The 14,527-nt window shown below is 62.7% G+C and carries 2 protein-coding genes; both read right to left on the bottom strand.

Annotated elements, in window-relative coordinates; genetic code table 11:
- Positions 1-9: 9 nt before the first annotated feature.
- The gene (locus ACUN0G_RS23435; protein WP_445574391.1) at positions 10-7,926 is read right to left on the bottom strand and encodes an amino acid adenylation domain-containing protein; all 7,917 of its coding nucleotides are present in this window, start codon (positions 7,924-7,926) and stop codon (positions 10-12) included.
- A gap of 2 nt (positions 7,927-7,928) precedes the next feature.
- Positions 7,929-14,456, bottom strand: coding sequence for an amino acid adenylation domain-containing protein (locus tag ACUN0G_RS23430; RefSeq protein WP_445574390.1), 6,528 nt, complete (start codon positions 14,454-14,456; stop codon positions 7,929-7,931).
- Positions 14,457-14,527: the final 71 nt, after the last annotated feature.

The raw sequence follows: 14,527 nt of genomic DNA, 5'->3' as shown, positions 1-14,527 counted from the left end.
CTCTCCCTCCTACAAAGTCAGCTCATCAATTTCCTCTGTAGTAAGACGTTTGAGGGCCTCCAAAGATTTAGCCAATTCGCTGTGAATCGTCTGACTCTGGTCCTGCTTGCCGGCAGCCACCTTGCTGAACGCGGCCAGGGTCGGATGTTCGAACAGTTCGCGCAGGCTGACCTCGATCGATAACTGCTCGCGCACACGCACCACCACTTGCACCACCAGCAGCGAGTGGCCACCCAGTTCGAAGAAGTTGTCACCCAGGCCTGCCTGCGGCACTTTCAACACATCGGCCCAGATGGCGGCCATCTGTTGCTCCAGCTCGGTCACCGGCGCTATATAGTCCGCCTGCAACTGGCTGGCCGAGGGCTGCGGCAGTGCCTTGCGGTCCAGCTTGCCGTTGGCGGTCAACGGCAAGGCAGGCAGCATCACCCACTGCGCTGGCACCATGTAGCCCGGCAGGCTGGCACGTACATGCTCCGCCAGCGCGGTACGCAGCTCGCCCAGCACCTGCGGGCCGGCCTCGATCAGCGCCGGGTCGCGAGGCACGCAGTACGCAACCAATTGCTTGCCACCGACACCTTCGACATCCACAACCACCACGCCCAGCAGCGCCTCGTGAGCCTGCAGGCGCGCCTCGATCTCTCCGAGTTCAATGCGATAGCCGCGAATCTTCACCTGGAAATCGGCTCGGCCTATGTACTCCAGCACCTCACTGCCAGGCTGTTGCCGGGCCAGGTCGCCGCTGCGGTACAAGCGCCCGCCGGGACGGCTGCTGAATGGGTCAGGAACGAAACTCAGGGCGGTGCGCACCGGGTCACCCAGGTAGCCGCGCCCTACTCCCACACCGGCAATATGCAGCTCACCCGTGGCCCGTGCCGGCATCGGCTCGAGCAAATCATTCAGCACATACAAACGGTTGTGGTCGGTGCGCGTGCCAATCGGCAAGTGCGTTTGCCCAGCGGGCTCCCGGACGCGGTACAGGGCCACGTCGTCAGAGCATTCCGCAGGACCATAGGCGTTGATCAACTCGATCTGCGGGTAGCGTTCCAGCCAGCGCGCAGCGAGTGCGGGCGGCATGGCTTCCCCGGTGGTCAGCAGGTAACGCAAGGCGGGCAACGCAACTGCGGGCAACTCCAATACCGCCTGAATCATCGCGGGGACGCACTCCAGTACGCTCACGCCGGTGGTGCGCGCATGCTCCAGCAACTGTTGCGGATCCTGGGCAATGGCATCCGGGATGATTTGCACCCTGGCCCCGCACAAGGTGGCGGTCAGCAATTGCCACACACTGATGTCGAAACTCTGGGACGCCGTCTGGGCAATCACATCCGCCGCACTCAAGCCCAGGTAAGGGATTTTGCTCAATTGGTTATTGAGCATACCGGCCTGTTCCACCATAACGCCCTTGGGCACACCGGTGGAGCCCGACGTGAAGATCACGTACGCCAGCAGGCGCCCGGCCTCCAATGGCAGTGCGCGCAACGGGTTGGTCTGCGGCGGTTGCGCCTGCACCTGCTCCCAGACGAGCAAGGCCGGTGGCTGCTCAAGCCCCTCGAGCAGCTGCCGGGCAAGGGTGTGGCACGCGCTGTCGCACACCAGCACCGACGCACGGCTCAGGCCCAGTACATCCGTCAGGCGTTTCAGCGGCAGGTTCGGGTCCAGGGACAAATAGCCCGCACCCGCCTTGAAGGTACCGATCACCATGCCCAGCAACGGCAGGTCGCGTTCACCCAGCACAGCGACCAGGCCATCGGCCTCGACGCCTGCCGATTGCAGGACCCGGGCCAATTGGGTGGACTGCACGTCCAGCTGGTCATAGGTCCAGCTACGGCCCTGGCAACTGGCGGCGATACGCTGGCGGTTGTCCGCAACGGTTGCGCCGAACAACCGGGCATAGCCATCGTTGAGTGACGCCGGCAGTTGATCGACTTCGGACACGCCGTGGCTCAGGCCCGGCAGTTGATGGAACGGTTGATCCAGCCCTTCGGCCAGCGCCAGCAACGTGGCCTGGAAATCAGCCAGCAAGGTTTCGATGGTCGCCGCGTCGAACAGACGCTGGTCATAGGACAAATGCAGGCCCAGCACTTCACCCGGGTACACCACCACCGTGATCGGGTAGTTGGTGTGGGTACGAGAGGTCCCGGCCTGGACTTTCATGCTCGCCGCCTGCACCCCCACGCTGGATTCCACCGGAGCGTTTTCGAACACGAACAGGCTGTCGAACAGTGGCTGCCCGGCGCCGATTTCACTGCAACCCTGGACAGTCACCAACGGCAGGTGTTCATGCTCGCGCAACCCCAGGTTATGTTCGAACAGTGACTGCAACCACGCCCTGGCACTCTGCGTGGACCCCGCTCCCGGCACGGCTACCCGCAGTGGAATACTGTTGATGAACAGCCCTACCGTCGCCTGCATTTCCGGGAACTCGATGGGCCGCCCCGCCACAGTGATGCCGAACAGTACGTCCCGTTCGCCGCTGTAACGTTGCAACAGCATCGCCCAGGCACCTTGCACTAAAGTATTGACCGTCAGTTGCGCGCTCTGCGCCTTCTGAGCCAATGCGGCACTCTGCTCGCGGCTGAAGTAGACGATCCGGTCGTCCACCGTCGCCTCGCCTTGTTCACGGTTGACGGTGTGGTCGAACGGCAACGGCGTCGGCCGCTCGAAGCCACGCAGGTTGTCCGTCCAGAATTGCTTGGAAGCACCCTGGTCCCACCCTTCGAGCAAGGCAATAAAATCACGGTAGCGCGAAGGCACCGGCAGTTGCACCGGCACGCCCTTGAGCAGCCCGTCATAGATTTTGAAGAACTCATCCACAATGCCCATTCGGCACCAGGCGTCCAACAGCACGTGGTGGTTGCTGAAGACGAAACCGAAGCGCTCCGGCGCCAACTGGATCAGGCGCAGGCGGAACGGTACTTCCCTGGCCAGATCAAAGCCCTGGTGCAACTCCTCCGCCAGCTCGGCAGCCAGCTTGCTTTCGTAATCGGCACTGTCGACGTGCTGCCAATCGTAGAAACGAATGGCCGGCTCCGGTCGCCGGTGAACGATCTGCACCATGCGCTCGCTGACATCCCAGCAGAATGAGGTACGCAGCACTTCGTGGCGTCCGACGACGAGCTTCCAGGCCTGCATAAAGGCCGGCACGTCAATGCCATGCTCCACCAGGTAGCAGTACTGCATCATGTAAATGCCCGAACCGGGCTCCAGCAAGGTGTGCAATAACAGACCTTCCTGCATCGGCGACAGCGGGTAAATGTCCTCGATGTCCCGCGCTGCCACCGGCAGGCGGTCCAACTGCTGCTGGGTCAGGCCGGCCAACGGGAAGTCCCCCGGCGTGACGCCTTGGCTGGTCTCGTCAAGGCAGTGTTCGATCACTTCCTTGAGTGCCTGCTCGTAGGCACTGGCCAGGCGCTGCACCGTGTCCTCGCGGAACATCTCGCGGCTGAAGGTCCAGTCCAGGGTCAGCTCGCCGTCATACACCTGGCCATTGATGCTCAGCCAGTTACCCAGCGGCGCATCGTCGCTCTGACGCTTGCCGGTGCCTTCGCTGGCCGGCACGAACAGCGCGCCCTGGTCCCGGGCGAAACTGCCGTCGAACTGCCCGAGGTAATTGAACGTCACCCGGGCTTCGGGCTGCGCGCGCAGTTGAGCGGCAAATGTCTCGGCACCGAGGTAACGCAGCACGCCGTAGCCGATCCCTTTGTTGGGCACCTGCCACAGTTGCTGCTTGATGTGTTTGATGCTCTCGCCGACCGAAGCCTGGGGCGTGAGCTTGACCGGGAACAAGCTGGTGAACCAACCGACGGTACGGCTCAGGTCGATGTCGTCGAACAGGTCTTCGCGACCATGACCTTCCAGGGCAATGCTCACCGCCGGCTGCCCGCTCCACTGGCACAGCACGCGGGCCAGGGCAGTCAACAACAAGTCGTTGACCTGGGTGCGATACGCCACGGGCGCCAGCTTGAGCAGTTTGTGGGTCAGGTCCTTGTCCAGGCGTGAAGAGACGCTGGCTGCGTGACGATTGGTCAACGCACCGTCGGCGAAGTCACAAGGCAACGCCGCGCTCCCCTGATCCAGCGCGTTGAGCCAATAATCACGTTCAGCCGCCAGAGCTTCATCGCCGGCATAGCGCTGCAGATTCGCGGCCCACAGTTTGAGCGAACTGGTCTTGGCGTCCAGGGTGATGGCGACGCCCTGGTTAGCCTGTTGATAGGCGGTTTGCAGGTCCTCCAGCAGCACGCGCCAGGAAACACCGTCCACCACCAGATGGTGAATCACCAGCAGTAGACGTTGCTGGCCGTCCGGTAGATCGAACAGCACCGCGCGCACCAACGGGCCCTCGTTCAGGTCGAGGCTGCCTTGGGCTTCATCGGCTGCATTGGGCAGGTGCGCAAGGTCATCCAGGGTGTTTTGCCAAAGGATGGGCTGAGGCGCACGGGCCCGGAGTTCCGCACGCCATTGGCCTTGCTGCTCGCTGAAACTCATGCGCAACGCGTCATGGGCCTGCACCAGCGCTTGCAATGCGGTTTCCAGGGCAGCCGGGGCCAGGCGTTCGGCGGGGGTCAGCAGCACTGACTGGTTCCAGCGCTGCCGCTGATCGACAGGCGTCTGGAAAAACCGCGCCTGAATCGGCAACAACGGGACGCTGCCATTCACTTCCTGCACCGGCCGTGGTGCCGTGGTGCGAGGTTTTTCCTCAACCAATTTGGCCACTTGCGCCAACAGACCGACGGTCTGCTTTTCGAACAATTGCTTGGGCGTAATCTTGATGCCCTGGCGTTTAGCCCGGGCAATGATTTGCAGGCTGAGGATTGAATCGCCGCCCAACGCGAAGAAGTTATCCGTGGTGCCCACCTGCTCAAGCTTGAGCACATCAGCCCACACACTCGCGAGCTTCTCTTCAATCTCGCCCACCGGTGCCACGTACTCGCGACTGACCACTTCAGGCTGGGGCAAGGCACGCTTGTCGAGCTTGCCGTTGAGGGTCAGCGGCAAGCGCTCGAGCAGCAGGAGATGGGCCGGGACCATGTAGTCCGGCAAGCGTGCCTGCAACTGCGGGGCCAATGTCGCAGCACTGATGCCCGGGGCCGCCACACAATAGGCAACCAGTTGCAGTCGGCTCGGATCACTTTCCAGGGCCTGCGCCAGGACCACCGCGTCCTGCACGCCTTCGAGGGTGCGTAACAGCTCGGCGATTTCCCCGGGCTCAACCCGGTAACCGCGAATTTTGACTTGCTCATCGGCACGGCCCAAAAACTCCACCCGGCCCTGTTCGACACGTGCCCGGTCGCCTGCCCGATACAGGCGCTCGCCGTGACGCGCCTGCGGGTCTGGCACAAAACGCTCGGCAGTCAGTGCCGCACGGCCCAGGTAACCCTGGGCAACGCCCTGCCCGCCCAGGTACAACTCACCCGCCACCCGTTCAGGCACGGGGTTCAACCCGCTATCCAGCACCCGCACCCGGCTGTTGGCCAACGGCCGACCCACCGGCACGGTGCGATAACCCTCGAGGTTTTCAAGCACTTCATGACTGAGAATCCCCACGGTGGTTTCCGTTGGCCCGTAATGGTTGACCACGCGGCAATCCGGATGCAGTTGACGCACCTTGTCGACCAATGACCAAGGGCACGCCTCGCCACCGACAATCAGCAGGCGCCGAGGCAGCACAGCACCCGCGTCGGCGGCCTGCAGCAGCCCCTGCAAGTGACTGGGCACAATTTTCAGCACATCCACCTGATGCTCGTTCATGTAGCTGGCAAAACTGTCCGGGTCGAAAGCATGGTCCTTGGTCAGCAGGTGCAACAGCCGGCCGCTGGCCAGTGCGCCAAACAGCATGGTGTGACCCAAATCCGCCGCCACGGTCGATGCCATGGCCATGCTCGCCCCCGCCGGTACCTGCAAGCGCTCCAGGACACCTTGCACATAGTTGGCCAGCATTTGGTGGCTGAGTACCACGCCCTTGGGTTGGCCGGTGGAGCCCGAGGTGTAGATCACATAGGCGGTGTGCTGGGGCAATACGTCGCGGCTCACGGCCGCGTCATTGCAGTGACTCCAGGTAGCCGGTTCGAAGGCCAATACCGGGCAGGCGTCCAGTTGCGCCAACCGCTCATCGCCAGAAGGACGAATCAGCAAGGCCGCAGCGCTGTCGACCAATAGCGTTTGCAGGCGTTCGGTTGGCTGGGCGCCGTCCAGCGGCAAGAAGGCCGCACCGGTTTTCAGCACCGCAAGAATGCTGATGACCCACTCAACGGAGCGCTCCTGGCACAAGGCAACCAGGCTGCCGGCGCCGATCCGCTGCTGACGCAGGTAAGCCGCCAACTGGTTCGACTGGCGCTCCAGCTGCGGGTAAGTGAGCATTTGGTTGCCACACCGCACCGCTGGCGTGTCACCCGCCATTTCCAGCGATTGCTGCCACAGGCTGAGAAAATCGGTGTGCGCAAACGCGAGCACGTCGCCATCCAGGGAAGCCGGGGCGGCGGGTGGATGGTCGAGCAAGCGACTGTCCGGGGCCTGTGCCAGTTGCTGCAGCAACTGCTGCAATGACTGGGCGATACGCGCAATGGTCGGCGCTTCGAACAGGTCTGTGGCATAGGTGAACCAGGCTTCGATACCGTTGGGGCTATCGCTGAAGTCAAACGCCAGGTCAAAACGTGCATCAGCACCGCTCAAGGGGAACTCTTCGACGCTCAACCCGCTCAACGTCTTGCGCGCGCCTGCGCTGCTGGCTTCGCCCGCAACGTTCTGGTTGAGCTTGAACTGGAACAGCGGGTTGTGGCTCAGGTTGCGCTCCGGCGCCAGGGCATCCACCAGTTGCTCGAAGGGCAATTCCTGATGGGATTGTGCGCCACCCACCACGTGTTTTACCTGCTCAAGCAGAGCCTGAAAGGTGGTGTATTCATCGACCTGAACCCGCATGACCTGGGTGTTGATGAAGAAGCCGATCAGCCCCTCCAGGTCCTTGCGATTGCGCCCGGCGTTCGGCACGCCGATGCGGATATCTGACTGCCCGCTGTAACGCGACAGCACCACGGCCAATGCCGAGAGCATCAGCATGAACAGGGTCTGGCCGTTTTTCTGCGCCAGCGCCTTGAGGCTTGCCGACAAGGCCGGCGCAATATCCGCCCGCAGCACGGCGCCCTTGTAGCTGGCCTGGGCTGGACGCGGGTGGTCCAGAGGCAACTCAAGTACCGGTTGCTCACTGCCCAGTTGTTGTTGCCAATACTGCAACTGACGCTCGCCCTCGCCCGCTTCCAGCCAGGCGCGCTGCCAGATGGCGTAGTCGGCGTATTGGATCGGCAACGGCGGCAGGTTCACCGCCTGCCCGGTCACCAGGCTGTCATAGCACTGCACGAAGGTCTCGACCATCAGTTCGCTGGACCAGCCGTCACTGACGATGTGGTGCATGCACACCGTCAACACATGCTCGTGCGCATCCAGGCGGAACAGTTTGACCCGCAGCAGCGGGTCGTTGAGCAGGTCGAACGGACGGCTCAGCTCCTGCTTGACCAGGGTGTCGAGCGTTGCACGGTCGTCCACGGCTTCGTGTTCCAGGGCAACGCTTGGGTGTGCGAGGATCTCCTGATAAAACTCGCCGTCCTGAGAGACCAGGCGCGTGCGCAGGGTTTCGTGGCGCTGCACCAGTTGGCTTAACGCCTGGTTCAACGCGTCGAGGCTCAGCTCGCCCTTGAGGCTCACGGCCATCGGGATGTTGTAGAAGGAGCTGTCGGGTTCCAGTTGCCACAGGAACATCATGCGCTGTTGCGCATACGACAGCGGGATGCGTGCCACGTCATGACGGGTAGCCGCAATCGGCAACAGCTTGAAGCTCTGGCCGGTGGCCTGCATTTTTTCCAGGATCTGGCGGCGCTGCTCCAGTGGCAGGCCGACGAAGCGCTTGGCAATCCGTTCAGCTGTAGTCTTATCCATGTTCAAGCCTCCGTCATTTCGTTCATCAGTTGCTCGATATCGGACAAGCCCGCTTCCGTCAGCGATTGGCCGGCACTTTCCAGGGTTCGTGAAAACTCACTCAAGACAGGCGTCTCGAAGATCTGGCGAATTGGCATATCGATGCCCAGTTGGGTGTTGATTCGGGAAATCGCCTGGGCCGCCAGCAAGGAGTGGCCGCCCAGCTCAAAGAAGTTGTCGTGCATGCCGACCCGTTCGATGCGCAGCACCGTGGCCCAGATGTCACACAGTTGTTGCTCAAGGTCCGTGGCCGGGGCCACGTAGTGGGCCTGCATCTGACGGGCATCCGGGGCCGGCAAGGCCTTGCGGTCGAGCTTGCCGTTGGGGGTCAGGGGCAACTCGGCCATCCACATCAGGTGCGCGGGCACCATGTAGTCCGGCAGGCTGCTTCTCAAGTCCTCGCGAATGCGCCCCAGCAACGCGGCCTGGACCTCGGCGTCGGCATGCAGGATGGCCGCATCGGTCGGCACCAGGTAGCCCACCAGTTGCTTGCCGAGCACGCCATCGATATCGATGACCAGGGCGTCGCCCAGCGCCGGGTGCTCCAACAGCCGCGCACTGATTTCCCCGAGTTCGATGCGAAAGCCACGAATCTTCACCTGATGATCAATGCGCCCGACGTATTCGATTACGCCGTCTTCAACGTAGCGTGCCAGGTCGCCCGTGCGGTACAGGCGACCTCCTGGGTGTTCGCTGAACGGGTCGGGGATAAAACGTTCCGCCGTCAGTGCGGGGCGGTGGTGGTAGCCGCGCGCCAACAGCCCGCCGCCGATCTGCAGCTCACCAATGGCGCCGGGAGCGGTCAGGCCCGCGCTGTTATCCAACAGGTAAATCGAGCGCCCGCCCAAGGCCTTGCCGATAGGCATCAACGCCGGCGGTGCCGAACTGCCTGGCGCCGCGAACGCCGTGCAGTCATGAGCGGTGACCGTAACGGTGGCTTCGGTCGGCCCATAGGTATTGAGCAACCGTACATGGCCCAGGCCTGCCTGTTTCCACGCCACCACACCTTCCGGTGGCATGGCTTCACCACCTGCGTGCAACTGGTGCAGGCGCCCGTAATCGCGCGGCCCCTTGGCGGCGAAGTCCTTGGCCAACATGAACCAGTAGGCAGTGGTCAGGTCGACCACGCTGATGTCCTTGTCGATCAATTCACGGTAGAACGTTTCGCTGTCCCACAACGCCGGCCCGCGTATCACCACCGAGGCGCCGCACGTGAGTGCGGGGTACAACTGCTCGACAAACCCATCGAAGTTGAAGGTGGCGAATTGCAGGATCCGGTCGCTCGCCGACAGGTTGAAAAACCCCAGCGAAACCTGGGCGTGCAGGCTCAGGGAGCCCTGATTAATCGCCACGCCCTTGGGCCGCCCGGTGGAGCCCGAGGTGTACATCACATACGCCAGGGACTGCGGGTCAACAGGCACCGCCAGATTGTCGCTACTGTAGGCGGCCAGCCAGTCGTCCGGCTGGTCGAGGCACAGGCTGGGCAGCCCCGACGGAATCGGCAGCCGGGACTGCAGGGCCGTCTGGGTCAGCAGCAGGACAATCGCGCTGTCCTCCATCATGTAGGCCAGGCGCTCACGGGGGTAGTCCGGGTCCAGCGGTACGTAGGCGCCGCCGGCCTTGAGGATGGCCAGCAGGCCGATCACCATGTCCAGGCTGCGCTCAACGGCAACCCCAACCAACACTTCCGGCCCCACACCCAGTTCACGCAGCTTATGGGCCAGGCGGTTGGCCTGGCGATTCAGTTCGGCGTAGCTCAGTTGCTCATCACCCATCAGCAGCGCCGGTGCCTGGGGCTGCTCGTGCACACGCGCTTCGAACAGGCGCGCCACGGCGGTATCGGCCAAGTGGGTGGTCTGTGTACCCTGGCACCAGTCGCGCTCAAGGCGTACCTGTTCCTGCGGCGAGAACAATGGCAACCGGTCGACGCTCACTTGGGGTTGTGCAGCCAGGGCGTGCAACAGGTTCAACCAATGTTCAGCCATGCGTTCGATGCGGGCGTGGTCAAACAGGTCGCTGGCATACACGAACGTCGCCAGTACACCGTCCGAACGCTCCACGGTATCGAGCGACAAATCAAACTGCGAGGTGCCTTCGATCAGGTCGAGTTCCTGCACATCCGCACCGATCAGGCTCTGCCCGGTGACCTGTTCACCCAGGTCGCGCATGTGGTTGTACATCACCTGGAACAACGGGTTATGGCCAAGGCCACGCTCCGGCGCCAACTCCTCCACCAGCACGTCGAAGGGGATGTCCTTGTTGGCCTGGGCCTGCAGGCTGGTTTCCTTGACCTGGGCCAACAGCTGATTGAAGGTCGCGGTAAAATCCACTCCGACCCGCACCACCAGGGTGTTGACGAAAAAGCCAATCAGGCCTTCCAGTTCCAGGCGGTTACGGTTGGTCACCGGCACACCGACGTTGATCTTTTCAGTGGCACTGTAACGCGCCAGCAGCAAGCCGAAAGAAGCCAGGAAAATGTGGAACAAGGTGGCATTGGCGCTCACCGCCAAGCGGCGCAAACCGGCCGCCAGTTCAGCGGGCAGGCGCACGTCAATGCGCCCGCCACGGTAGCTCTGGACCTGCGGCCGAACGCGGTCGGCGGGCAGTTCCAGCACGCTGAAGTCATCTTCCAGGCGGGCTTTCCAGTAGCCCAGTTGGGCCTGCATCTGCCCGTCGTTGAGGCGCTCGCGCTGCCACGTGGCATAGTCCGCGTATTGCACAGCCAGCGGCGCAAGCGCGACAGGCGCCTGCCCCGAAACCCGGGCGTTGTAGCTGGCGATGCACTCACGCACCATCACACTCATGGACCAGCCATCGGAAACGATGTGGTGCAGCGTCAGCAGCAGCAAATGCTCCTCGGCCCCGACTTGCAGCAGCTTGATACGCAGCAACGGGCCGTTCGCCAGGTCAAAGGGGCGCTGGATCTCCTCCTGCAATTTGAGCTCCAAAGCCTGGCCCTGCAACGCACCGATGAATTCCTCGGCGAGGGGCACCGAAAGGCTCGGCAGGACTTTCAGGCAGGGCACGCCCTGCTCTTCGACAAACACCGTGCGCAGGCTTTCATGGCGCGCCACCAGCGCATCGAATGCCGCGCGCAGCGCCAGCTTGTCCAGGGAACCGCTGACTCGCACGGCCATCGGCGTGTTGTAGGCCGAGCTCTGCGGGTGAATTTTCCAGAACAACCATTGCCGGTGCTGGGCATGGGACACCGCGAGGTTCTGCTGGCGATCGAGGATTCGAAACGGCGCGTCATCCGCACCGGCCTGGCCGGTGATCTCGGCGCAGAAACTGCGCAAGTCCTGGGTGTCGAACAGCAATCGCAACGGGATATCCAGGCCCAACTGGCGGCGCGCCCGGGAAACGATTTGCGTGGCCAGCAACGAGTGACCGCCCAGTGCAAAGAAGTTGTCGCCCAACCCCACACGCTCGACCCCGAGCACCTCTGCCCAGATACTCGCCATGAGTTTTTCATGGTCGGTGACGGGAGCCTCGTACTGCCGCTCATCGCCCGCAGCGCCTGGGGCCGGCAGACGGCTGGCGTCGACCTTACCGTTGGCAGTGAGGGGCATTTCATCAAGAAACACGATCTGCCCAGGGATCATGTGCTCGGGCATAAAGCCCCTGAGCGCCTGTTGCAGCTCGACGCCTGAAACTTTCAGGGCCTGGCTGGCAACCACGTACGCAACCAATTGCAGCGCATCGGGCACACCGGTGACCCGGACCAGCGCCTTCCTGACGCCCGGCAGCGCTTGCAGACGCTGCTCGACTTCGCCTGGCTCGACCCGATAGCCACGAATTTTCACCTGATGGTCCATGCGCCCGATAAACCGCAAAGCGCCAGTCGCGTCACGCCGCACAAAGTCGCCGGTGCGATACATCCGTGAGCCCGCCGGGCCATTCGGGTCCGGCACGAAGCGCTCGGCCGTCAGCCCCGGACGAGCAACGTAACCGCGCGCGAGGCCAACGCCAGCGATGTGCAATTCACCCTTGGCGCCGCCGAGTGTTGGCAGCAGGCTCGCGTCCAGTACCTGTACCCGGGCGTTATCCAGCGGGTCACCCAAATGAAGCGGTTGCCCGGCGACCAGCGGCGCCGTCAGCGCGCCCACCGTAGCTTCGGTCGGTCCGTAGTGATTGATGACCGCAAGCGCTGGAGAGAGCCCGGCAATCCGCACCAGCAAAGCCTCGGAGCAGGCTTCGCCACCGAGAACCAGACACTCGCGAGGCAACACTGCACCGCTGCCGCTGGCCGAAAGCATGGCATCCAGGTGCGACGGCACGATCTTCAGCGCATCGATCCGGTGTTCGGTCATATAGGCCGCCAATGCATCCGCATCCAGCACCCGCTCCTTGCTCAACAGGTGCACGGTCTTGCCATTGCACAGTGCACCGTAAAATACCGTGTGCCCAAGGTCCGCAGCCGGGGTGGAAGTCATCGCCAGGTTGTGGATGTCGGCCATCGGCAAGCGCCGCGAAACAGCCTGCACGTAGTTGACCAGTGCACCATGGGAAACCGCGACGCCCTTGGGTGTGCCAGTGGTGCCGGAGGTGTAGATGATGTAAGCCAGATTACCCGGCGCAACCTCAACGCAAGGTGCCGTACCCGGCAGATCCGCGATGCGGTCGAAGGCGATCGACTGTATGCCCACCGGCAACGCTTGCGCCCAATTCGAGGGGGCGAGGACGTGAACAATGCCCGCATCTTCAAGCATAAAGGCCAGGCGCTGGGCCGGCTGGTCAGGCTCGAGGGGCACATAGGCTGCACCGCACTTGAGAATCGCCAGCATGCCCACCAGCATGCCCGGTGACCGGTCGGCCACCACACCCACTGCCTGCTCCGGCACAACCCCTGCCGCCTGCAATTGCTGCTGCAACTGCCCGGCCTGGCGGTTCAGTTCACCGTAGCTGATGGCATGGCCCTCATGGACCGCTGCCACACGCTCGGGAAAATCCCGGGCAACCTGTTCGATCAAGCTGTGCACGCAGGTGTCCGGCTCGACGGCAAGCCCGTCCTGAGCCCGCGATTGCTCACCCAAGGGCCATTCACCGATGGGCAGTACGGTTTCCTGCGCCAGGCCCCGCAGCACCTGCACCCAATGCTCAGCCAGACGGGCAATGGTCGCCCGGTCAAACAGGTCGACAGCAAAGGTAAACGCCGCCTGCAACTGCCCGTCACTTTCAACGGTATCGAGGGCCAGGTCGAAGCGCGCCGTGGTCTTGGGCTGGGCGGATTTTTCCAACACCAGCCCGGAGCGGGTCTTGATGGTCTGGACGTCCGTCACGTTCGCCTGGTGGTTGAACAACACTTGGAACAAAGGACTGTGGGCGGTGCTGCGGTCAAGGTTGAGCACCTCCACCAGTTTCTCGAACGGCAGGTCCTGGAAAGACTGCGCCTCCAGCGCGCTGGCCTTGACCCGGCGCAACAGCTCAGCCGTATCGATCAATGGGTCAATGTGGGTGTGCAGCACTTGGGTATTGATAAAACACCCGATCAACCCCTCGACCTCAGTACGCTGCCGATTGGCTACCGGCACCCCTACGCGCTGAATGTTTTGCCCGCTGTAGCGGTACAACAACACACTGAAGGAAGCCAGCATCAGCATAAACAGGGTGACATTGTGTTTTCTGGCGACGCCCCTCAGTTGGGCAGCCAATTGCGGATCGATATCCACGGCGTACTGCTCGCCACGATGCCCCGGCACCGCAGGCCGTGGACGGTCGGCCGGTAATTCGAGGACCGGATGCTCGTCACCGAGCTTGTCCAGCCAATAGGTCAGTTGCCGCGCCTGCTCACCTGCTTCCAGCCAACTGCGCTGCCACAGTGCGTAATCGCGGTACTGAATGGGCAAGGCCGGCAAGGTTGCCGTTTCACCCGAACTGGCAGCATCGTAGAGCCGCACTAGTTCATCGATCAGAACCCCCATCGACCAACCGTCGGCGACGATGTGGTGCAACGTCACCAGCAACAGGTGTTCGTCATGGTTTTGCTTCAGCAACTTGATACGCAGCAAAGGCCCTTGAATCAGATCGAACGGGGCAAGGGCTTCGGCACGGGTGACCGTGTTGATCCGCCCGTCGCGGCCAGCGTCTTCGAGCGCTGAAAAATCGATGAATTCGACCCTGACCTCCCCGGCATCAAGGACGTGCTGAAGCACCTGGTCATCCTGCTCGCGAAACACCGTACGCAAGGTTTCGTGACGGCCCAGCAGACTATCGACAGCCTGCTGCAACGCTTGCCGATCCACCTCACCCAGCAACTTCACGGCCATGGGCAGGTTGTAGGCACTGCCGCGCGGGTCCAACTGCCAGGCAAACCACATACGTTGTTGCGCATAGGACAAGGCGTCCCGCCCTGCCACCTGAACATCGGACGCAATGGGAAAAAGCGAAAAGTCGACGTTCTCCGCTTTCAAGGCTTCAAGAAACAAATGCCGCTTCTGCGCAGGCAACTCGATAAAACGACGAGCGAGTCTAAGTGAATCTTGAGCGTTCATGCATTCCGTCCTTACTGATCTGCGGCCTGGCCTGCGGGCCAAGGCGTTTCCAGTAGAACGAGCAAGGGAGG

The organism is Pseudomonas sp. 32A, from assembly GCF_052682255.1.
The sequence above is the reverse complement of the archived record's forward strand: the minus strand, read 5'-3'. Positions and strand labels throughout refer to the sequence as shown.

Excerpts from the sequence above, each read along its gene's own strand:
- ACUN0G_RS23430 (WP_445574390.1), bottom strand. The coding sequence starts at position 14,456 with ATGAACGCTCAAGATTCACTTAGACTCGCTCGTCGTTTTATCGAGTTG.
- ACUN0G_RS23435 (WP_445574391.1), bottom strand. The coding sequence starts at position 7,926 with ATGGATAAGACTACAGCTGAACGGATTGCCAAGCGCTTCGTCGGCCTG.